The sequence below is a fragment of the Halomonas sp. LC1 genome (assembly GCF_030247125.1).
GTDB lineage: Bacteria > Pseudomonadota > Gammaproteobacteria > Pseudomonadales > Halomonadaceae > Vreelandella.
Map to the genome: position 1 here is coordinate 227,323 of NZ_JASSPG010000004.1, position 23,167 is coordinate 250,489.

The 23,167-nt window shown below is 49.1% G+C and carries 17 protein-coding genes; 2 read left to right on the top strand and 15 right to left on the bottom strand.

Translation table 11 applies throughout. From position 1 onward, the window contains the following. The first annotated feature begins 93 nt into the window (after positions 1-93). Positions 94-609, top strand: a complete 516-nt coding sequence (rfaH, locus tag QIT27_RS08540; protein ID WP_285263477.1) for a transcription/translation regulatory transformer protein RfaH — start codon at positions 94-96, stop codon at positions 607-609. Between the two features lie 179 nt (positions 610-788). Here the strand turns inward: rfaH and QIT27_RS08545 are convergent, their stop codons facing one another. Then, positions 789-2,036: a hypothetical protein gene (locus QIT27_RS08545; RefSeq protein WP_285263478.1), complete on the bottom strand. Its 1,248-nt coding sequence runs from the start codon at positions 2,034-2,036 to the stop codon at positions 789-791. After that, positions 2,036-2,788: a glycosyltransferase family 25 protein gene (locus QIT27_RS08550; RefSeq protein WP_285263479.1), complete on the bottom strand. Its 753-nt coding sequence runs from the start codon at positions 2,786-2,788 to the stop codon at positions 2,036-2,038. Before QIT27_RS08550 ends, QIT27_RS08545 begins: the two co-directional genes overlap by 1 nt. Before the next feature lie 171 nt (positions 2,789-2,959). On the opposite strand from QIT27_RS08550, the gene QIT27_RS08555 reads away from it, so the two are divergent. Beyond that, positions 2,960-3,469 carry an REP-associated tyrosine transposase gene (locus QIT27_RS08555; protein ID WP_285263480.1) on the top strand — a complete coding sequence of 170 codons (510 nt, stop codon included), beginning with the start codon at positions 2,960-2,962 and terminating at the stop codon, positions 3,467-3,469. A 626-nt stretch (positions 3,470-4,095) separates the two neighbouring features. On the opposite strand, the gene cysQ is transcribed toward QIT27_RS08555, so the two are convergent. The 13 genes from cysQ to QIT27_RS08620 all read right to left on the bottom strand — a co-directional run bounded on the left by cysQ (position 4,096) and on the right by QIT27_RS08620 (position 23,108). Further along, the gene (gene cysQ / locus QIT27_RS08560; protein ID WP_285263481.1) at positions 4,096-4,860 is read right to left on the bottom strand and encodes a 3'(2'),5'-bisphosphate nucleotidase CysQ; all 765 of its coding nucleotides are present in this window, start codon (positions 4,858-4,860) and stop codon (positions 4,096-4,098) included. 83 nt (positions 4,861-4,943) lie between these two features. After that, positions 4,944-5,798 (bottom strand): UTP--glucose-1-phosphate uridylyltransferase, encoded by an 855-nt coding sequence (locus QIT27_RS08565; RefSeq protein ID WP_285263554.1) that lies wholly within the window; start codon positions 5,796-5,798, stop codon positions 4,944-4,946. 419 nt (positions 5,799-6,217) lie between these two features. Next, positions 6,218-7,861: a phosphoglucomutase (alpha-D-glucose-1,6-bisphosphate-dependent) gene (gene pgm / locus QIT27_RS08570; RefSeq protein ID WP_285263482.1), complete on the bottom strand. Its 1,644-nt coding sequence runs from the start codon at positions 7,859-7,861 to the stop codon at positions 6,218-6,220. Positions 7,862-7,914: 53 nt separating this feature from the next. Further along, positions 7,915-8,430 (bottom strand): NUDIX hydrolase, encoded by a 516-nt coding sequence (locus tag QIT27_RS08575; RefSeq protein ID WP_285263483.1) that lies wholly within the window; start codon positions 8,428-8,430, stop codon positions 7,915-7,917. Further along, complete coding sequence (locus tag QIT27_RS08580; protein ID WP_285263484.1) at positions 8,430-9,413, bottom strand: hypothetical protein; 984 nt, start codon at positions 9,411-9,413, stop codon at positions 8,430-8,432. Before QIT27_RS08580 ends, QIT27_RS08575 begins: the two co-directional genes overlap by 1 nt. An 83-nt stretch (positions 9,414-9,496) precedes the next feature. After that, positions 9,497-10,834: a phosphoglucosamine mutase gene (glmM, locus tag QIT27_RS08585; protein WP_285263485.1), complete on the bottom strand. Its 1,338-nt coding sequence runs from the start codon at positions 10,832-10,834 to the stop codon at positions 9,497-9,499. A gap of 45 nt (positions 10,835-10,879) precedes the next feature. Beyond that, on the bottom strand, positions 10,880-12,346 hold the full coding sequence (locus QIT27_RS08590) for a glycosyltransferase family 2 protein (RefSeq protein WP_285263486.1): 1,467 nt from the start codon (positions 12,344-12,346) through the stop codon (positions 10,880-10,882). A gap of 28 nt (positions 12,347-12,374) precedes the next feature. Then, the gene (locus QIT27_RS08595) at positions 12,375-12,620 is read right to left on the bottom strand and encodes a hypothetical protein (protein WP_285263487.1); all 246 of its coding nucleotides are present in this window, start codon (positions 12,618-12,620) and stop codon (positions 12,375-12,377) included. Between the two features lie 510 nt (positions 12,621-13,130). Next, complete coding sequence (gene glmS / locus QIT27_RS08600) at positions 13,131-14,972, bottom strand: glutamine--fructose-6-phosphate transaminase (isomerizing) (RefSeq protein ID WP_285263488.1); 1,842 nt, start codon at positions 14,970-14,972, stop codon at positions 13,131-13,133. A gap of 88 nt (positions 14,973-15,060) precedes the next feature. After that, the gene (locus QIT27_RS08605) at positions 15,061-15,807 is read right to left on the bottom strand and encodes a class I SAM-dependent methyltransferase (RefSeq protein WP_285263489.1); all 747 of its coding nucleotides are present in this window, start codon (positions 15,805-15,807) and stop codon (positions 15,061-15,063) included. 22 nt (positions 15,808-15,829) lie between these two features. Beyond that, positions 15,830-17,269, bottom strand: a complete 1,440-nt coding sequence (locus tag QIT27_RS08610) for a hypothetical protein (RefSeq protein WP_285263490.1) — start codon at positions 17,267-17,269, stop codon at positions 15,830-15,832. A 9-nt stretch (positions 17,270-17,278) separates the two neighbouring features. Beyond that, a complete protein-coding gene (locus QIT27_RS08615; protein WP_285263491.1) occupies positions 17,279-19,828 on the bottom strand; it encodes a heparinase II/III domain-containing protein in 2,550 nt (849 codons plus the stop codon). Then, positions 19,821-23,108, bottom strand: coding sequence for a glycosyltransferase (locus QIT27_RS08620; protein WP_285263492.1), 3,288 nt, complete (start codon positions 23,106-23,108; stop codon positions 19,821-19,823). Before QIT27_RS08620 ends, QIT27_RS08615 begins: the two co-directional genes overlap by 8 nt. Positions 23,109-23,167: the final 59 nt, after the last annotated feature.

Sequence of the window (23,167 nt, forward strand, 5' to 3'; positions counted from 1 at the left end):
TGAGTGGTGAGTGGTGAGTGGTGCAGTATTCGAGACGGGTGAACGCTCTTGCAACGCTTTTATATGCTATTGGGCAATTAAGAAGGTAGTGACATGGCAGTAGAAGTAACAGAGACCAGCACTGCCCACTGGTACGTTATTCAGTGCAAAGGCAGCGAATCCTTTCGCGCGGCGGAGCATCTTTCGAACCAAGGTTACGAGGTGTTTCATCCAGTGTTGGATGTAAAACGCAAACGCCAAGGGAAGCTCACCACCGTCACCGAGCCGCTGTTTCCCTATTACCTGTTTATTCGATTAGACCAGGTCGTCAGCAACTGGCGTCCCATTCGCTCTACCCGGGGCGTACTGCGCCTACTCACCTTTGGCAACACCCCCATCGCCGTGCCCGACGCACTCGTAGAGACCTTACGCGCCCAACCCCACCGCCAAGAAGGTAGCCACAGCTACTTCGCTGCCGGAGAAAAAGTCACCATCACCGACGGCCCCTTCAAAGACCTAGAAGCCATCTTCACCCGCTGTAAGGGTGAAGAGCGCGCCATCGTGTTGCTGAACGTCCTCCAACGGCCGCAACACGTTGAGCTTTCCGTAGAGAGTTTGGAGAAACGGTGAGTGGTGAGTGGTGAGTGGTGAGTGGTGAGTGGTGAGTGGTGAGTGGTGAGTGGTGAGTGGTGAGTGGTGAGTGGTGAGTGGGCAGCATTTTAGCGCGGCGTAGGCACCCGCGGGGGCAGTGCTAGCCGCCTGACCAAGCCGCCGTGAATCATCAACTCCCAGCGCCACCTTCGGCACCGCTAGCGGGTGGATGCAAAATAGCGCAGCACCATCTTTCGATACCAAAACAGCCGTAAGATGTTGATCACGCCGAGTACCACAGGCACTGCATAAATAATGAACACCCACTCCTGGGCTTGCGGCATTAATCGCACGATGCCGAACACGAGCAACACCAGTAAAAAAACCACCATATTGAATGCCAGTGATAAGCGCTCATAGCCGCAAAAATTAATCAGTACTGACTCGATCACACCGAGCTGCCCGGTCGCCACGTTAAATGCAAACGCTGCAACGAAAAATAGCACCAAGCCAATATCGTTGACTGCGCCAAAAAGATAAAAATACGCGATGATCGTCAGCGACAGCGCAGGCACCAAAGCGGCGACCAAGGCATGGATTTTTTGACGAAGCGGCACCACGACCAAACGCGCATAATCACGCGCCATGACCATTCTAGAAAGCGCAGCGGCACGATTGTTGATCAACCCTCTCGGTAAAGCCGACATGGCACTGAAGACCGCCGCACACAGCGATGCCACAATGGCGACATCGTTTCCACCGAGCGCGATAAACAGCGAGGGCAAAATGAAACCGACGCCACTACTCGCCGCGTTGGAAAAACCAACCACCAAACTCGACACTAAATCGCTGGGCGCGATGAACAGCGTGTCACCAGAGACACGCGTGTTGCCCTCTTTGAAAACCAATACACCCACAAACATGACGAAGGCCAACGCGTATGAGATCGATAATACGTTCAACAACTGATCTGCATGGAGCGGCCCTTCAATAAAGAACATCAGCAGCATCATGGCGATAAACAGGCACCCAATGACGCCATCGTAAAAAAACAGCCCCCAAAATTGGCGCTTAAAGACTAAATAATTACGAAAAACCTGATATACCGACGTCATAAGGATCAGTGTAAATACGTCTAGCCAATGCGGGACAGGAACGGCCAGAGACGCCATCAGTAACGCAAAGGCCGACACTCCCCCGCCTACCACCACACACGATGCCACGTACCGCAGCAGTATCGCCAAGCGCTCATCCTCTGCCATACGCTTCATCAAAATAGTGGAAAACCCCACCCCCGACACCATGACAAAAAAGGCTGCCAAGGTGTACTGAGTGGAAAAAAACACCACACTGTCAGGGACTAAAAAGAAACCAGCCACACCCAGTACAAAAATACGAAAACCACCGGGCGTTGCCGCCGTCATAAAGGGCAGCAGTCTTTCTAATGAACGACGAAAGGGCATCATCAATCGTCCTTCCTAGATTGAAGGTGGCGGAAGCATCCTCGCAATACGCGCGCCATGAAAAAGATCTTACGACGCGAAGGTGTTTGGCGGTCTCCCTCTAACGAACTTTCGATATTGATGAAATCCTCCCACACCAATAACGGTCTTACTTCTTTAACCTTAACGCCCTTACTTTCAAAATGCGGCCAGTCATCCAACACACAGCGGATCGTGGTAGAAGCCTCTAACAATCTAGTTGCCCCAGCAGGTGTCACAACGTACCCCACCGCACCAGAGGGCCACGTTTTGAAGCCGCGCCCGAGCTTAAAGGCCCCTATTGGACTCCAACGCTTTAAGGGTTCAAGAAAGTGATACAGCGTTTTCCGGCGGTGATCTTTTTTAGAGTGGCCTAACAACACCACATCGAACGGGGCTTTCGCGTCTGACAAACGATCTAAAAATACTGGGAGTTCTCGTTCGATAAGCGCATCGTCCTCAAAAATGACGCAAGGCTTCCCGGCATCCACCACTTGCTGCCAGATTCTTCGATGGCTTACAAAGCAGCTCACCTCGCCTTTCGTGAGCATCCGGCCGTATCGCCCTTGAATCGCATCGCTATCGATGGGCAGATCGGCATGCTCGCTTTTCTCCAGGACCGTGGCATCGATGTACTGAAACGACATCCCCAACTGAGACATTTGGCGCTCGATAGAGGCAATCCTTGTCTCGTCTCTCATGGTCAACACATAAACGCCAAACTGCTCAATGCTCACACGTCTGCTCCTTGGATCAATAAGGCTCCCATCATATGAGGGAATGTCATGCCATATTGTCCCTTACCCTACGCCAGCATGGCTACTCAGCATTGGCAGCGTGGCTTTAAAGATGCATCGTCTTCTCATCGACGGTAGGCTATTGGCATCAATCACTGCAAGGAAGCAGCCATGGCGACCTACCGACGCGCCCATATCCCAGGCGGCACCTACTTTTTCACCGTGGTGACTTATGGTCGTCAACCGCTGTTATCGGAACGTTTAAATATAGATGCACTTGGCCGAGCATTTCGTCGAGTGCGTGACGAACAACCGTTTCAAATGGATGCCTTTGTTCTCCTTCCCGACCACCTGCACTGTATTTGGACACTCCCCGAAGGAGATGCGGATTACTCTTCCCGATGGAGAGACGTCAAAAAATATGCGTCTCAAGAATTTTTGTTTCCCCCCGGCAGCCAACATGCCTGGCAGCGCGGTTTTTGGGAACACGTGATTCGCGACGAAAACGACTGGCAGCGCCACATGGATTACATCCACTACAACCCGGTAAAGCACGGCTGGGTGCAGTCCCCCCGCGAATGGCAATGGTCCAGCTTTCACCAATGCGTTAAAAAAGGATGGTACGCGCCAGACTGGGGCACGCAAGACATACCCGAAGTGGCCGACATGAACTGGGAGTAATCCTCCGCCCTCCTGGCTATCGCATGCGCGATAATGGTGCCCCTCTCGAGCGCCGTAATGCCACGTAGCGCGGCGTAACGAATGAGCGAGAGCAACGAGCGAATGAGGCACCCGCGAGGGCGGCGGGCAGCCGCCTGATCAAGCCACCGTGAATCATCACACCACCGTGCCACCTTCGGCACTCCTAGCGGAGTGCTTCGCGGGTGCGCTCCGCTTACACCGCGCTACGGGTTCTCACCTCAAGTGCCGTAAAACCTATCAAAACGGGGCAACTGCACATACCCGTAGCGCGGCGTAACGAATCTTGCGAGGGACGAGCAAATGAGGCACCCGCGAAGGCGGCGGGCAGCCGCCTGGATGAAGCCGCCAAGAGTGATCACACATGGGTGCCAAAACCGGCACTCCTAACGGAGTGCTTCGCGGGTGCCTGCCTCAAGTGCCGTAAAACCTATCAAAACGGTGCAACTGCACATACCCGTAGCGCGGCGTAACGAATGAGCGAGAGCAACGAGCGAATGAGGCACCCGCGAAGGCGGCGAGTAGCCGCCTGATCAAGCCACCGTGAATCATCATGTCACAGTGTCACCATCGGCACTCCTAGCGGAGTGCTTCGCGGGTGCGCTCCGCTAGGAGTGCCCCCACACAACAAAGGACGGGTTTAAGGTTTCGGAGGGGTTTGCGTAGCTGAGCGGCTGCCCCTCTAATGTTTCCACTCGGCCTCCGGCGTATCGCACTACCGCATGGGCGGCTGCGGTGTCCCAGAGGCTGGTGGGGCCTAAACGCGGGTACACGTCGGCTTTGCCTTCGGCAATCAGGCAGCTTTTTAGTGAGCTACCCAAGGGCCGGATATCGTAGGCACCCAGCTTATCCAGCCAGGCTGATAAAGCAGGGTTTGAATGGGATCGGCTACCCAGTACACGCCATACCGCTCCTGGTGAGGGTTTACCCGCCACTTGAATCGCATGGCGTTGGCCTTCTGCGTTGATGCTGAAAGCGCCAACGTCTTCTGCGGCGATATAAGCCGTTCCCAACGCAGGCGCTGTGACGACACCGAGAATGGGTACACCGTGTTCAATCAGGGCAATATTTACCGTGAATTCATCATTACGCTTGATGAACTCTTTGGTGCCGTCCAACGGGTCCACCAGCCAATAACGGCCATTTTGACCCACACCTGAAAAGCCTTCTACGTCCTCTTCGGATAGGATCGGGTAATTGAGTGGCAGTGCCTGCAGTCCATGCAGTATTACTTTATGAGCTGCCTGATCAGCTTCTGTCAGCGGGCTGTTGTCCGCTTTTACCGTGACGTCAAACTCACGGCCATACACGGCCATAATGGCACGATCGGCCTGCTTGGCGATGGACAAGACCTGTTCCAGTAATTCCCGCATAGCCCCTCCAGAAAATAAAAAAACCGCCCACATAGGACGGTTTTCAAACACTCAACATTGAATACGCAACATTTAACCGGCAGTTATACGTCGTAGCCCGCTTCACGGGCGAGCGTGGTGTTGGCTTGCAGCCAACCTTCGATGTGCCCGCAATCGAAGGTGCGGCCATGCATGCGAAACGCCTGCACGGTTTGCCCTTCCTGCATCAAGCGATCGATGGCATCGGTTAGCTGAATTTCGTTGCCCGCGCCCGGCGGCTGGTCGCGTAGCAGCTCCATGATGCGGTACGGCAGTACATAACGGCCAATCACCGAAAGGCGTGAAGGCGCTTCTTCCGGTTTGGGCTTTTCCACTACGCCACGCATGGTGGCGCTCTCGCCTGCGGCGGGCTCGTCGCAATCCACAATGCCGTAACGGTAAACGTCTTCTTCCGGCACCGCTTCTACCATGATTTGCGACGCATCGGAGGCTTCCCAGCGCTCGACCATGCTGCCCAAATCACACGCGCTGCTGCCTACCTGCGGCTTTACCAGCACGTCCGGCAGGATCACCGCGAACGGCTCGTCTTTGTCTAACAGGTGAGAAGCACAGTAAATGGCGTGGCCTAGCCCTTTCGCATTGGGCTGACGAACGCTGGTCACTTTCAACTTTTTAGGAGAAATGGCTGAGAGCGTTTCCAACAGCGCATTTTTACCCTTGCTGGCCAGGGAGTGTTCGAGTTCGAAATGGGCATCGAAGTGGTCTTCAATTGCCGACTTTCCCGCACGTGTGACCAAAATGATTTCGTTGATGCCCGCGGCCAGCGCTTCTTCCACTACGTGTTGAATCAACGGGCGATCCACCACCGGCACCATCTCTTTAGGAATCGCCTTGCTGATCGGCAGCAGGCGGGTGCCAAAACCCGCCACCGGAATAATCGCTTTGCGTACTTGAGTCATCATTACGTCCTTTTACGAAACATGCTTTCCAGCGTGAAGTATCCACCATCGAACCACGCTAAACGGCATGCAATAGATATGCCGAACAATATAGCAGGAACGCAACTACCGGCGCGAGCCTGGGTACCACCACCGGCACTCCTGGCGGAGTGCTTCGCGGGTGCGCTCCGCTTACGCCGCGCTACGGGGGTCTGCCTTGCATATTGAGGAGCCGCGGGACACATAGTGCTCCATTTTGGCACCCCGCAGCGCGGCGTAACGAATAAGCGAGAGCAACGAGCAAATGAGGCACCCGCGCAGGCGGCGAGTAGCCGCCTGGATAAAGCCGCCGTGAATGATCACAACTCAGTGACAAGATCGGCACTCCTACCGGAGTGCTTCGCGGGTGCGCTCCGCTTACGTCGCGCTACGTGAATTACTTACCCTTTCAATACGCCTGATAAAAGCGCGGTGGCGCTTTCGATCAACTCATCCAAATGCTGAGGGCCTTTGAAGCTTTCGGCGTACACTTTGTAGAGCGATTCCGTGCCGCTGGGGCGGGCGGCGAACCAGCCGTTTTCGGTGGTGACTTTTAAACCACCAATGGCGGCTTGGTTCCCCGGCGCTTTGACCAATACGGCGGTGATGGGGTCGCCTGCCAACGTGGTGTCGGTGATGCTATCAGCGGTGAGGTTTTTGAACGCGGCTTTCTCTTCTGCGCTGCAGGCGGTATCGACCCGTTTATAGAACGGTTCGCCAAAGCGTTCGGTGAGGGTTTGGTAATACTCACTGGGCGTTTTGCCGGTCACGGCCATAATCTCAGCGGCTAGCAGGCACAGCGCGATACCGTCTTTATCGGTGGACCACGCCTCGCCTGCTTGGGTGAGTAAGCTCGCGCCAGCGCTCTCCTCGCCGCCGAAGGCGAGCCAGCCTTCGTGCAGGCCATCCACGAACCATTTGAAACCGACCGGCACTTCAAACAGCTCACGGTTGTGCGAGGCCACTACGCGGTCGATCATCGAAGAAGAGACCAGCGTTTTACCGATTTTCAGCGAATCGCTCCACTGCGGGCGATGGCTGATCAGGTAATCCACACACACCGCCAAGAAGTGGTTCGGGTTCATCAACCCGTTGGCATCTACAATGCCGTGGCGATCGGCGTCTGGGTCGTTGCCAAAGGCGATATCGAAACGGTCTTTGATTTTTAGCAGGTTCGCCATGGCATCTGCGCTGGAGCAATCCATGCGGATCTTGCCGTCGTGATCGGGTTGCATAAAGCGGAAGCTGACATCAATGGCGGTATTCACGACTTCCAGTTTTAGGCCGAAATGCTCACCAATCGCCTGCCACACGGGCAGCGCCGTGCCGCCCATGGGATCTACGCCCAGCGTTAAGTTGGCTTTTTGAATCGCAGCCATGTCCACCACGTGACCCAACTGCGCCACATAATGCGCGGTGTAGTCATACTCCTGGGCGTGGGCGAGCGCTTCTTCCAGCGGCACCAGCGTGATATCGCTGAGCTGACGAAGCAGGTACGCATTGGCGCGCAGCTCGATCCATTGGGTCGCTTCGGTATCTGCTGGGCCGCCGTGGTGGAGGTTGTACTTAATACCGCCATCTTCTGGCGGGTTATGGGATGGCGTAATAATCAAGCCATCGGCTTTCGCGGCGGGCATTGCGTGGCGCTGCTGCGCGTTATGCTGCAAAATCGCGTGGCTGATCAAAGGCGTGGCCGTATAGCCATGGCCCTTTTCGATCATCACCGGCACTTTATTAGCTGCCAGCACTCGCAGCGCGCACTCCCAGGCGGGGCGTGAAAGCGCATGGGTATCCAAGCCTAGAAACAGCGGGCCTTGGTAATCTTCTTCTTGGCGGTAATCCACTACCGCCTGGGTGATGGCAATAATGTGCGCTTCGTTGAACGTGCGCTCGGTAGCGCGGCCACGGTGGCCCGAGGTGCCAAAGGCCACGCGTTCGCTAGCAATGCTGGCATCCGGTATCTGATCAAAAAATGCCGCTACGATGGCTTCCATTTGCGTCTCCTTGCTAGATTCGCCACGCGCACCGCGACTCCCGCCGCGCACAATATAACCATGACGATAATAGTAATAAGCAAAATGCTAAGGCTAACATACCCTTAGCGTAAAACTGCCCAGTAAAAACTCAACGCTGCCAGTGTAAAACTGTCTTCTAACTTGCCCTGTGCTAACTGACGTGGCAACTGTTCCAGCGGTATTTTAACAATGCGCTCAGCTTCCTGATCCGGCATGTGTGTCTGGCTATCCACCGGTAGCTCAGCCAAATAGATATCGATACAAGAAGTCAGTATGGCCGTATTTGGGCGCATTTTACCCAGCCAGGTGAGTTGCGCAGGCTCTGCGACCAACCCGGTTTCCTCACGCAGCTCGCGCAGTGCGCACTGTTGTGATGTTTCGTGAGCCTCACCGTATCCACGTGGAATTTCCCAGGTGGCTACCCCTTGCTGAGCTGGCCTACGCATCTCTAAGAGCCACACCGTATCACCCACCAGCGGCAGTACCGCCGCCCCGGCATGCGCCCCTGGCTCATCCACGTAGTGGAAGGCACCATTACGCAACACACGAAACCAGGGGTTCTGATATTCAATATGCTCATTTGAGGAGTGTGTAGGCACTATTTCAACTCCACGCCCATAAAGCGCGTTAGCTTAGGGTAAAGGCCAAACCAGTTGCGCCGCTCACACCAGGAAACCCCGTGCGCCTTGGCTTTCTCTTCCGCGTATTCCAAAGCTTTATCGGCCAGAACGCTCGCCAGCTCTTCGCTGCCTAAGGTAGAGATAAAGCTAAACAGATCATAGCCTGCTTTCAGCGTGGCCAACTCTTCCCGTCGGCTACCTATCGAAATACCCGTATCCAACAGCCATAGCGGCAAACGCGAAAGCACCTGGATGCGATCCATCACGAAGGCCTCCCCTTCCCCCACGAACAGGCCGTTGTAACTTGCATCCACGACTTCCAAACGGAACTGATCACGCTGAAGAGCGGGTATTTCCAGCGTGCCAAGTGCCGAATACCAATCAGAACGCGACCCCAGCGGTTTACCACTTTGTTCAACAAGCGCCAGCGTTTGTTGGTGAACGCTGCGCTGCTGTTCCGCCTCTACAGCAACCTCAGTGGTGGAAGTAGCAGCCCCTGCTAACCGCAAGCGTATTTGCTCGCTCAATGCCCCGGGTTTCTTCTCAAGCGACACAATAGAGGGCTGATAGCAGGTTAAAACATCGCTGGCTTTTTCTAACTGCTTTTTGAGCTGGGTAGCCTGCGCAGCAGTCAGCTCCCCCTTACGCACGCCGCCCAACTGAGACACCACATAGTTGGCATCTAAGTGTTCAAAATAGTCGACCAGGGAAAAGCCATTCTCCAGGCCGAAGCCGCGAATCATCAGCTTGCTCTCATTATGCTCATCGCGCTTGAACCAACGCTGAACATGCTTGGATGCCAGCAACGAAATAATCGCCGGGTTATCGATCAGTAAATTAGGCGAAAGCACCACGCCATCAGCAAACAGCACGCCCGCCATAAAACGAGCGCGCACTTCATCTGGGTTTAACTGGCGCACAGAGTCGCAATTAGCCAGAAACAGCTTCTCTTTTAGAATCATTGACCTGTTACCTAGCCACAAAAAAGTGCCACAAAAAAGCCAGCCGAAAGGCTGGCTGGCTTTTGTACATAGTCACGGCCGGATTACGCCAGCGATGCGGCGATTTTCTCCGCGCAAGAGGTCGCCTGCTCGGCATCCACTGCCTCAACCATCACACGAATTAGCGGCTCGGTGCCAGATTTACGCAACAGCACACGGCCACTATCACCAAGCTCCGTTTCTACGTTGGCGACCGCCGCTTTCACCTGCTCGCTTTCTAGCGGGTCGATGCCTTCTACGGCAGTGTAGCGAACGTTAATCAGCGTTTGCGGTAGCTTGTGCATGCCCTGCTTCGCCACAAACAGCGTTGCCTCTTGCTGCAATAAGCAGGTGAGTACGCGCAGTGAGGCAATGATGGCATCGCCTGTAGAGGCGTGGTCTAGGCTCAATAAGTGACCAGAACCCTCGCCGCCCAAGCGCCAGCCGGTGGCCTTGAGTTGCTCCATCACGTAGCGGTCGCCTACTTTGGCACGCTTAAAAGGCACATCCATGGCTGCCAGCGCTTGTTCCAGGCCCAGGTTGCTCATTTGCGTACCGACGACACCGCCGGTATAACCCGATGCTTTGGCATCTTTCGCCAGCAGGAACAGCAGCTCATCGCCATCTACCACCGTACCGGTGTGATCCACCATCATTAGGCGGTCGGCATCGCCATCCAGCGCAATCCCCAGGTCGGCTTCATGCTGTAGCACGGCCGCCCGTAGGCTTTCCATCGCAGTGGCACCGCACCCCGCGTTGATGTTCACGCCGTTGGGCTGGTCGTGAATACTCACCACATTGGCCCCCAGCTCGCGGTACACGGCCGGGGCAACTTTATAGGCAGCGCCGTTGGCGCTATCCACCACCACTTTCAGGCCGCTTAAGCTCAAGTTGCCGGGCAGGTTCGCTTTACAGTATTCGATATAACGCCCAGCGGCATCGTCTACTCGGCGGGCTTTACCCAACAGCTCCGAACTCACACACGTCATGCCGCCTTCAATGGCGGTATGCAGCAAACGCTCGATCTCTTGCTCTTGTGCGTCTGAGAGTTTGAAACCGCCCTGACCAAAAATCTTAATGCCGTTATCGTGAAACGGGTTATGCGAGGCACTGATCACCACCCCGGCATCCGCGCGGAAGGTGGAGGTTAAATACGCCACCGCCGGAGTAGGAAGCGGCCCGACCAACGCCACGTTCACGCCTGCCGCTGAAAAGCCCGCCTCTAACGCCGACTCCAGCATATAGCCACTGGCACGGGTATCTTTACCGATGATGACCTCTTTAATGCCTTCTGCGCCCAGCACCTGCCCTGCGGCCCAGCCCAGCTTCATGGCAAAATCAGGGGTCATGGGGAATTCACCCACTAACCCGCGAACCCCATCGGTACCAAAATACTTTCGCATTCTCCAAACCCACCAAACGTATTATGTTAATGGCTGGCGAGCGCCTTAACGCGCTTCACCTAGCAATGTGTTGATATCCGCTTCAGGCACCGCAATTGCATCGGGTGCCGGAAACGCCCGCTGACCGCTTATCGGTGCCAAGCAGAGTGGCTCACCGCTGCGTAACCGTTGAAGGTGCCACTCGCTCCAGCTTTCCCAGTAGGCCAGCCGTGCTGGGGAGACCGCATTTTCTTGATGCCCGGTATCTTTAGCGGTCATCAATGAATCGTCTCGGTGCGCGCCAAACGCAAGCGGCTCAATCAAGCGTTTTACGGCACTCTTACCAAAATACAGCTTCATGCGTGCCAAGAATTCACTATCTGCCCCGGTACGCACCAAGTCCCAACTGCCCATGCGCTCAATCACCGCACGACGAAACAGTGGCGAAGACGGGTTCAAGCGCGTAAACGGTGCTGCCTGGCGTACAAAAAACTTCCCTTCATCACTTAAACGAACCCACTGAGACGTGGTCGCCATGATGGCCGGGTGTTTTAGCATGGGAGCCAGTTGGCGGTAAATTTTTTCAGGGTGCGACCAATCATCTGAATCATGGCAGGTAATGAACTCACCATGCGCCTGCTGGTAACCGTAGGTTTTAGCAACGTACGTACCCGCGTTTTTCGGCAACTGATAACACCGAACCCGCGCATCTTGTTTAGCGCACTCCAAGAGCTGCTCAAAGGTGTTATCAGGGCTAGCGTCATCCACCACGACAATTTCGAGGTGACGGTACTGCTGAGCCAATAACGAATCAATTGCACGAACGGCACGCTCTCCCGAGCAGTACGTCGTCATCAGTACACTGACCAGCGGCCCTTGGCTGGCAGACGCGCTTTCATCATCCGCGTGGGCGGGCCTATCCACCGCTGCAAGATTCATGACGCCCAACGGGGCGTGCTCATCAACGGGCCTAACAGCGGAAAGCCCATGGCGGGCCAAAAATTGATTGATGAAGTCGCACTGCTGAAGCGCCGTGGTGGCAGTGAGGTTACTTTCCACCAGTAGCGCTTCAGGATTGGGGGTTTTAGCCGCCTGCTGGTAAGCCTGTAGCCTCTGCTTGGCTAAGGGATAATCCCCCAACCGCATGGCTAAGCCTAAGGGTAGAAAAGACGAAGCAGGTAGCACCGCTTCATGGCAGAGCTGTTCCGCCAAGGGGGGCGAAAAGGCAGCGATGGCTTGAATGAACGCAGGCACACGGGCACCTAGTTGGCCGCTTTTCAATAGTGAACGCGCCACTGCCTCGGCTTGCTGTGCTTCCCCCAGAGCCGTTAACGAGGCCGCTCTAGCGAACTGAGCATTCACGTTATCTGGGAAGGCAGGCTGGTTCACCACTGTTTGGTACATTCCCAAGCGATAGTAAGACCACACCCCCGCCGCTGATTGTGCGAATGATGAACCACCCGCCGCCAAGGCCAGCGCGTGCTGCCCCACCCACTGGCGCAGCAGTGCTTTTCCTGCCCTAAACACCTGCATCCTTACTCCTGCATTACCACCTACCTAACTAGCTTACGGGCTGATCAGGTAATGAAAAATCAAAGGTGAGCGCATGGCCGCTAGATTCCTGCGACTGCCCCAACGTTACACCCGCAGAGTGTTCCAACTGCTTCACCTGACGCTTTAAGCGGTCATTCTCTTCCAGCAACTGGCTCAGCTGCTCGGCCATTTCACCACGCTCTACCGCATAGTGTTCCACCAGCGCTCGCAAACGTGCTTCCAGGCTCGCGATTGTTTCCTGTGCATCCGACATGGTGCCCCCACTCAGGTGTTATTTGTTATATCGCTCCCTGCACAACGATGCGGCAAAAACACTGCCCCAGGCGGTTCACTCCTGAACATTCGCCTACAAAAAAAAGGGCCTTAAGGCCCCTGCTTGATTATCTTATCAGAAGTTAACTCCCGCCCCCCAATGGCACCACCAACGCATTGCTTCGCGGGTACGCTCCGCTTACCACGCGCTACAAGTGCATTCACTGAACCCCGTAGCGCGGCGTAACGAAAGAGCGAGAGTAACGAGCGAAGGAGGCACCCGCGAGGGCGGCGAACAGCCGCCTGGATGAAGCCACCGTGCGCCCTTTAACCCCCGCGCTACCATCGGCACTCCTAATGGAGTGCTTCGCGGGTGCGCTCCGCTTACCACGCGCTACAGGTGTATGCACTGAACCCCGTAGCGCGGCGTAACGAATCTTGCGAGGCACGAGCAAATGAGGCACCCGCGTGGGCGGCGCTTAGCCGCCCCGATACAGCCACCCAAACCGCCTCACTCCACCGTCACACTCTTCGCCAAATTGCGCGGCTTATCAACATCGGTACCTTTCACCAACGCCACATGGTAAGAGAGCAACTGAAGCGCTACCACGTGTAACACCGGTGAAAGCAACCCGTAGTGCTCAGGCATCAACAATACATTCACACCGTCAGACGACTTAACCGCACTGCCACCATCGGCAAATACATAAAGCTGCCCGCCACGGGCACTTACTTCCTGCATGTTGGCTTTCAGCTTTTCCAACATTTCATCGTTGGGCGCTACCACCACCACAGGCATTTCGGAATCGACCAGAGCCAGCGGACCATGCTTCAGCTCACCCGCCGGGTAGGCTTCCGCATGAATGTAAGAGATCTCTTTGAGCTTAAGCGCGCCTTCCAAAGCAATCGGGTAATGCCGACCACGGCCTAAAAACAGCGCATGGTGCTTATTGGCAAAATGCTGAGACCACGCCTCAATGCTTGGCTCCAACGCCAGCACTTTATCAACAGCAATGGGCAAGTGACGAAGCTCGTCTAGATATGCTTTTTCAGCGTCATCACTCAAGCGCTGGCTCGCCTTGGCAAGCAGCAGCGTGAGTAAGAACAGCGCACTAAGCTGAGTGGTAAACGCTTTGGTAGAGGCCACACCAATTTCCGGGCCAGCGCGGGTAATAAAGCGCAGCGCGGTTTCACGCACAATGGCAGATTCCGGAACGTTACAGATCGCCAGGGTGAAGGTATGCCCCTGCGCCTTTGCGTGGTGCAGCGCCGCCAGGGTATCCGCGGTTTCACCGGACTGAGAAATCACCACGACCAACTGCTTTGGGTTAGGCACGCTATGGCGATAGCGATACTCGCTGGCAATTTCTACGTTGCAAGGAATGCCCGCCACTTGCTCAATCCAGTACTTCGCCGTCATGCCTGCGTAGCTAGAGGTACCACACGCTAGAATCAGTACCGAATCCACCTGCTGAAAAATCTCAGCGGCTTCCGCACCAAAAATGCCGGGCTGCAACTGCCCTGCCCCGCTAATCATTTCCAGCGTGTTGCTAAGCGCCTGGGGCTGCTCGAAGATTTCCTTCTGCATGTAGTGGTTGTAATCGCCCAACTCGACCGCGTTGGCGTTCAAGCTAGACGTGACGATGGCGCGTTCAACCATCTGGCCAATACCATCGACCACTACCACCGCATCGCGGCTTAAACGGGCTACATCGCCGTTTTCCAGGTACATCATGCGCTTGGTAACAGAGAGCAGCGCAGAGGCATCAGATGCGGCATAGTAGCCATCTTCTGCAACGCCCAGCATCAGCGGGGAGCCTTCACGTGCAACCACCAGGCAATCCGGCTCTTCCTCACTAATGACGGCTAACGCAAACGCCCCCTTCAGGTGGGCAACGGCACACTGCACGGCAGAAAATAGGTTTTCGGCGGGTTCGCCAATTTGGCCCTTAAAACAGGCTTGAATCAGGTGAGCAATGGTTTCTGTGTCAGTATCCGAGGTGAACACATACCCCAGGCCTTGAAGCTGCTCACGGAGAGACTCGTAGTTTTCGATGATGCCGTTATGCACCACCGCCAAGCCAGAGGAGATGTGCGGGTGAGCATTGCGCTCGGCGGGAACGCCATGAGTAGCCCAGCGTGTGTGAGCGATACCCACATGCCCATTAATACCCGCTTCCGCCACTTTGCTGGCTAGCTCCGCCACACGCCCTTTGGCACGGGCGCGCTGCAACCCATTATTGAGTACCGCCAAGCCTGCCGAATCGTAGCCGCGATACTCCAGGGTGGATAACCCTGCGAGTAGAAAATCGGTGCTTTCCTTTGCGCTAATCGCGCCAACAATGCCGCACATAGTATTTCCGCTAATTCAGAGTGATTTTTTTAAAGCACAGCCCTCAGTTAACAACTATATGCATTTGCATAGATGTACCAAGTGCTAATTAAGCTCGTGAAAGAATGCCGAGTCCCTTTTCAAGAGGGTAGTATTCCAAATTAAACCCATAATCATCAGCCCAACGCTGGCAAATGTCTTTTTCTTCTTGGCGCACGGTGTCATCCATCCACACTTGCGCTCCAGGATTTAACTTTTCAAAAAGGGCGGGCAATGCTGGGTAGCGAGCAAACTCACAGGTGGCACCCGGTGGGCCATCGACAATCAATAAGTCGATACCCTCTATACCTTTCAATAAGTGCTCGGGATACCAAAAAGGTGACTTTACCGCATCGGAAGGGCAAAGGTGTTGCTTATTCCAAGCCTCTAATTCGCCAATACGTAAATCTACCCAAGGCTGTAAGTTTTCAGCAACCAGCTTAGCGAGTGTTTGCTTACCATAGTGGCTACTATGCTCAATAGAGATCAATTGACCATAACCATTTTGGCGCAGCGCATCTGCAGCAACGATTGATGATGACCCACTACCCAATTCAACTACTATCTTAGGTGCGGATAGCATGATGTGAGTATGTAACCTTAATAATACATCAGGTGACGTGGCCCACCCTCTCAACGGAGGGAGACTACCTTTGATGTTTAACCTTTTTTGAAGCCATATAAGGCTTTCTAATTGAGAGTATATTCTGTTTTGAACAGTTACTAAATCACGAGTGAGCTTGATTGACACCTCATGCGAGTAATTAGAAATAATTTTTTCCAAAGCTTCTACATCAGACTTATCTAAAAAACTCATAAAGCCACCATTCAAAAAAAATTTAGCTAAAGTCGTAAGAGACTAAATTATTTCGATTATACCCAGTAAAAACAAATTTTTCTGAAATGGGAATTGATGCTTCGCTGAGCCTGCTTTTCAATAGATCTAATAAGGTGTGATTATCATCACCTCCAAACTCCTGCAAATCTTTTTCAAACGCACGCAACCAAAAAGCATCGTAATCTGTAAAGCTGAAATTTTTAAAAGGCTCAATTATTTTTATTAAATTAACAAAGGCATCTGGATATTTCTTATGCCATAGGATTTTTCTTGCGTAGTTTAAATCTATATCGTGAGAAATTTGCACTGTTGAACACAAATGTGTTGGATATGCAAACTTATAAACATAATTAATTTGATCAAAGCCTTCTGAATAGGCTTCATCAACATCCTTCATCAACTCTTTAATATAAGATGAATTCTGGAAAAAATATCCGAGATTAAAGTCAGCATCAACCTTGTAAGCCAAGCAAGACAGTGCATAAAGGAAACATTTCCTACATTTTATGCACCATTTCCCTGAAAGCCTTTCGCACATATAAATATTAGGCAAATACTCTGAGTAAGATTTAGCTAGAAACTTAAATGCTACACCAGCATTGAAGCCATAGTTTATATTTCTAAATGAAACCTTACTACCAACCAACTCAGTTAAAGCGAATTGTAATATCTTTAAATTTTCTGGCCGGACCAGCTTAAATGGAACTGATCTTTTAACATTGATAGGTTCATGAAAATGAGCCACATCATAACCATGTGAAAGTTGCTCAAACTTTCGCTTTGCAATCAGAGGAGCCATTAAGCCTGGATAAAGAGCGATATTTGGTATTTTACCAATAGAACGGTCTTTTACAATTGAATGAAAATTGCTCTCTACGTACTCAATTTTAAAACCTTTATTGAGCATAAACTGCATCGGTTCATCAATTATCTCTCGTTTCTTTTGAAAATTATTTTCATCCTGATCCCAAACAAGGCGTAACAAGGTCACGTTTGAAGCGCCATAAGCATCTTGCAAAACAGCAGCCGATAAAAGAGAGTCTTTTCCACCACCATAAAACAAAGCATAACTATCCGTGCTATCCGTGCTATATTCAATATGTGAGCTTAACTTAAACTCTTGAGATAAGGAGGAAGAAAATATGCATTCAACGCGATTAAGGTCATGATACTCCAAGAGAAATTGAATCATATTATTTGATACAGATTCAGGAAGACAGACTTCTATTTTTTCAACATTGAGACATGTGTGATGATAACAAGGAACAACAACATTAAAAAATATAAATACAGCCACATTAAGATCGAAATAAATTTCAGACTCAAAATTAATTATCAATTTTTCTTTTTCGAAAACACCATCTAATCCGCGCGACGCATCCCAAGCAATAATAACTTGATTGCCATGACTGGAAAGCTGGTTAATAGCTAATTTTTCCATTATCAATCCTTATTTAAAATTTGCGAATCTGAATATCTTTTCAAAGACAGCTAAAGTATCTTCTTTATTTGGAGGCGTATGTTTCAACACATCATCTTTATACGTCAATAGATTCAAATTTGTTCTAACTTCCTCATTCCCAACTGAGTCAATTTCCAGAGGCATCAATTTCCTTTTATTAGCCAAAGGCATGAAATGCTTCTTATAGTGTTTATCGTCAGATATATTTTGAAGAATAAAGACTGGATTTTTTCTTTTAAATGACGAAGGAGTGTAAACAAGCCTTTCATAAAAATTTTTCTTTACAAAGCTTGCAGCGCGACCTTCATAACAACATCTAAGCATATTTTCATAATGACTGATAGAGTAATTAAACAAATATATTTGAGGATTTATCGCTAATACAAGTGCATTCTTAAAATACTCGGATAATTTCAAAGCAACATATCCGCCACCAGAAGAACCAAAAATAAATAATTCTTTCTGCGTATAACCAGTCTTTTTCAGTAGCGCAACAATCACTTCCTTTAGCGAATCAATCCCATATGAGCTTTCTTCATTTTGAAACCATCCCAATGTTAGATTATTGCTATCCTTAACACTAGGGTCTGAAAAAAACACACAATCAAAATCAGCTAAATCCTGGCCCCAAGAGTGCCTCTGAAAATCAAATTCACCGTACTTTCTTGAAGTTGCACCGGGTAAAAAAACAGCAAGTTTACTAGCATTTTTTTTAAATGATGAATAAAAAGAAAGCAGGACACCCCGTGCTTTCACTTGAGTTGTCTTTTCGCCTTCGTAACTAATATCAGCTTTAGCAAGCTGGCGACTGCTAGAAAAAGATAAGTTCTCTACTCCCTTTAATATATTATTCTTAAAAAACACCTCTTCCTTGCGATTATCTATAAGTAATGACTGTTCAAAAATAAATGTTTTTGCATTTTCCTGAGCACTTCTACTAACTGACAAAGATGTGACAATATTATTTTTTTGACCATAGCCTTCAAAAGCTAATGCATATGCTGGGGAAAATTGGTAATCTTTTTCACATATGAAGCCCTGCATATTCTCCTCATCACCTTTATGCAAGTTCAGCTTCAAATCTTTATTTAAGCAATCAACATATAAGCTTATGTTATCGTCATTTTTAAAAACACCAGAGTTACCAGTAAAGCTTTCTAAGCGAAAATCTCGCTCAAGATGAAACCATTGTTTGTAAGTTCGTTCTCTTACAAAATCTAAATCATCCATTACGATCAACCAGCTTCCGGGCTTATAATAAATAGTTCTATAATGCTTAATTGCAGGAAAGTCTAACTTTCCATCAAGCTTAAAAATACCGGGATATACTTCTACTGGATTATTTATTGATGAGCCATAAGGCTTCACCTTCAGGATATCGAAATCTTCAATTTCAACAGAATTATGAGCACGGTTAGAGAGGAAGAAATTTCTATAAATATCGCTCTTATAACCATATTTTCCGCTATCGCAAATTAGGCGATGGCCGCTTTCAAACCAGTCAAAACTTAAACAATCACGATGCTTATGACTCTTATGGTGATATGCTCCCGTCATAAAGAGCATTGAGCTATTCTTACCCTCTACTCCCCAAGGGCTTCTAACAATAGAATAGCCGGATTTTGCTATATCACTGCACAAATAATCCCCTGAATCTTCAGAAGGGAATGTTATATTTTTTTGTACGGTTAATATTGAATCACCTACGCAAATTGGACGTTTGAGAGGATCAACCAACCATTTACTATTTGCATCTGCCTTAGATGCAATCTCTTTTATATATGCTGATTCGTCATACCACCCTGAGTCAATCTTAGCTTTCAGTGTATTAAGTGCATAAAAATGATAATGAGGGCTATGTTCAAGATGCACCCCCTCCTCTCCAAATTGATTAACCACTAAAGATTCTACCAATTTCAGCCCATAAGCCAGTTTATCTTTAGGATTATCTACTACATCGGGAAATTTTTTCAGCAGCCCCACTAAACCATGGCTTTGAAACAAGCCATGGTTATTCATGCTAAAAACCTTAGGATTACTTAAATGCCTTATGTGCTTAGCAGCTAATTCTTGAAGTAAAAAAGAATCTTCACTATTTAGCTTTATTTTATAATAGTCCAATCGATCAGCAAAAAACGTAATTACTAAGGCACGAAAACCCACAGACATATCATACCAGGCGTAACTTTTAGGCATTCTAGTAGTTACGATATCATCTGGATCAGAACCATATTTATCCCACCAATCCCTTGCAACATCTAAAAAATAATTTACAACCTTATTTTTTTCATCAAAACTATCAAAAAAATTCATAATGGGATGAAAAAAGGTCCAACCTTGTAATTGCATCCTCCAATTCCGATCTACATTCCTAACACTTGCCTCCCAATCAAGAGGAAAGTCAATGTAAAACTCTAAGCTATCTTTACGTGGCTTGAAAATTTTTTTATCAACTATTTCCTCTGCATTATTATAATATTCCACTGGAAAAATTCTATGCAAAAAACAATGAACTGGTATTAAATTCGTATTAGTCAAAACGCACACCTGTTATCAATGAATTATAAACATATACAAGCTTGGCTGCAGAATTACTCCAATCTCTTTCTTTTATAACCCAATCACGACCACTTTTAGCCAACTTTAACCTTAATTCCTTATCGACAATCAGCTCTTTGAGCTTCTCTTTGAGAGATTCAATATCACCTTTCACAAACACTAATCCTGTTTTATTGTGCTCAATAATTTCAGTCAGTGCTGCACAGCTTGAAACAACAACAGCCTTCTCGGATGCCATAGCTTCAAAGGGCTTTAACGGTGAAACTGCTTCACATACTAAATATGGCTTTCTTGGAAAAGGAGTTATGTCTACTAAAGAATAATACTCTTGCACTTTATCATGAGGAACTCTACCTGTTATCACAACATGACTTGTGAGACCAAGCTGTACTACAAGATCTTTCAATTCATCTAGTACTGCCCCATCCCCTACTAATAGAAATTTAAAATTGACAATACCTTCTTTAACAAGCAAAGCTAGAGCTTGTAACAAATCATCTAACCCCTCATAATTTACAATAGAACCTATATAGCCAATAACCACATCATCACTATTAATGTTAAGGCTACTTGCTAACTCATTGTTTTTTTCTAATGGTTTAAAAAGATCTGTATGAACACAGTTCGGCACTACTGTTATTTTATTTTCTTCAACTCCCCTTTCTACCATCAAGTCTTTTAGAGCTTGAGTAATAGTTAAAACTTCGTCTGCTGCTTTACAAGCTTCTGCCTCCATTTTTGCCATGTAATTAAATTGATCAGTCTTATCCCACCCCTCTTGGCGGGACAATCTAGTGATTTCCCAAAGGCCTCGCACTTCGTATACCGACTTAATTCCTAATCGGCTTGCAGCCAAACTAGCAGCCAATCCATTAGGAAAATTTGCAGCAGCGTGTATTACACAAGCTTTTTGATCTCTTGCAACTGCCTCAACTTCTCGTGCATAACCCTCAATATACTCACTAATTGTTAAGCTTGATCTTCTAACTCTTTGATCAAGAGAAAAATACTCTATTTTATCAATTACATCTTTTTTTGGAATTGGAGAGGGGAGTTTAAAGCTAATATGTTGTGCATGATCGGTAGGATAACCAGGTCTTGAAACTCCAGACATCTTGAAGTCACTTATTTTTTCAACTCCTGTCAATAGGCCATGTGTCCTAGTCGCGTAACCACCAGAATTGTACGGCAAGCGGTTATGAAGTAAGTAAAGTACACTTTTATCAGGCTGATATTCACAGGCACCTTTATCTAAAACTTCAAAACCTTGTTCAAGATAAGCTATTTCATCACTAACTCTCCTAGACAATACCCCTGTATTATTTGGAGTATAAATATTTTCCCATGAGTCTAGAAGTTTCTTTGTATCATACATCCTACCTTGATAAACCAGTGCTCTGTTTGCAGCTCCAAACATAATTGGATCTTTAGTAACTACCCATACAGCCCAATATATATCTGCAACTAGCAACTCATGACCAGGAAGAGTTTTAATGTAATTTATAATACTATCAAGTGAACAGCCAGGCTGTTTAACAACATTAATAGCATCTTCTAGTTTATAACTTTCTTTTTTGTCTGCCCACGCAATAACTTGATTAAGAGAAGTATAGTCAAACTCATCAGATGAGGATATCAAATCCCCCCGCATATTTAGCTTAACATATTTTCTCGAACTTATTACAACTTCACATGAGCTTGCTTCAGGCGGTACATCCAGTTTAACACAGTAATTTATATATGAATCACAAACTGGCAAATACTTATACCTACCATATGCTGCCGACCAGGAATAACCTTGTGTGTCCAAAGTAGCTGGTTCTAAAGCCTCACCTTCAAAATTTCTAAAAGTCAAAGCTAAAATAGCACCAGTCTTATCATAGCTCTTATCACTTTTTATCGAAAAACCAAAGCTAAGTAAATCACTTAACTCTGTAAAACAAAATTTATATCTACCCTTGGTCTTATTCGATTGCAATGGAACAGTCGCATTATTTTTAATAGAATCAGCAGAGGCGTTAAAAATGGTTGTTTTTATGGATTTTGAAAAAAGCAAATCTTCAAGCTTCTTTTTATTAGGACTTTCTTGGCCGCTTAACACCATTAGTATCAAATTAGATAGTTCAACAGCTCCCTTATTATTATCAAACAGCTTAACTGGGTATATTTTGCTAAAATCCTTCATAGCCAAAACATTAGAAGCTATCAAAGGTTTCCCATATGATATAGCTTCAAATGCCTTCATTGGAGGCACAAGCTCACTAACGCTGAAGGGTTTCCTTGGAATCACCACTACATCTATTATAGAATAGAATTTAGCTACTTCTTCATGTGGCACTCTCCCAGTTTGAATTAACCAGGATTGCTTAACGTTTGCCTTGTCGGCTTTGTGCGCCTGAGTAATCGGCTGATGGTCACCCACTAAAAGCAGCTTGATTTTTTGCCCCTGCTGCACCAATGCCTCACAGGCTGCTATCAAGGTATCCAAGCCTTCATAAACACTGTGGCTACCAATGTAGCCCACTACTTTGTCACCTTCCTGAATTCCCAACCGCTTCTTAAGTGCAGGGTCGGCAGGAGCAATTTTCGGTAGCTCGCTAACGCCATTAGGTACTAGCTGAATGCTTTCGCGCTTGACGCCACGCTTCACCAGCTCTTCTTGCATAGGAGCATTTAACGTGAAAGTAGTTATCCCCTGCTTTGCCACAAAGGTATCGCGCTCTGCTTCAATTTGGCAGGTTTTGCTACTTTCAAAAGCGGGATCTTGTGCAGCGCGTGATAGCTCCCAGAAACCGCGTACTTCATTATAAAACGGTAAACCTAGCCGCTTAGCCGCCACCCAAGCGGGTAAGCCTACTATCCAATTAGAGGCAGCTAGCACCACCTCTGGGCGGTAAACGCTGAACAGCGTCATGAATTGCTGAACGCTCGCTTCTAAGTGTTCGCGCTCATTGGACGGCACAACATCGTTAGGCCAGCGGCTATGAATATAACGCACCCCCTGAATGGTCACTTCAGGAGGGGTAGGTTGGATATTTTGCTTTAACTCCCACGGTCTACCCGGCCGAACAAAACATAGAGTTTCAAAGCCATGCTGATTAAGGGCTTTAGCCACACCTTGTGTGCGAATCGCATAGCCGTTGCTCGCATAACTTTGACCATGACTAACCACATAAGCCACACGGCCTTTGATAGGCATTGAAAGTGCATGGCTGGTTTGATTCGCTAAATGTGTGGCGTGTTGAAGAAGCTCGTCCATGGGTTTCCGTGAGAGATGAATGGTGAATGGTGAATGGTGAGTGGCGGCTTGGGCTGAGG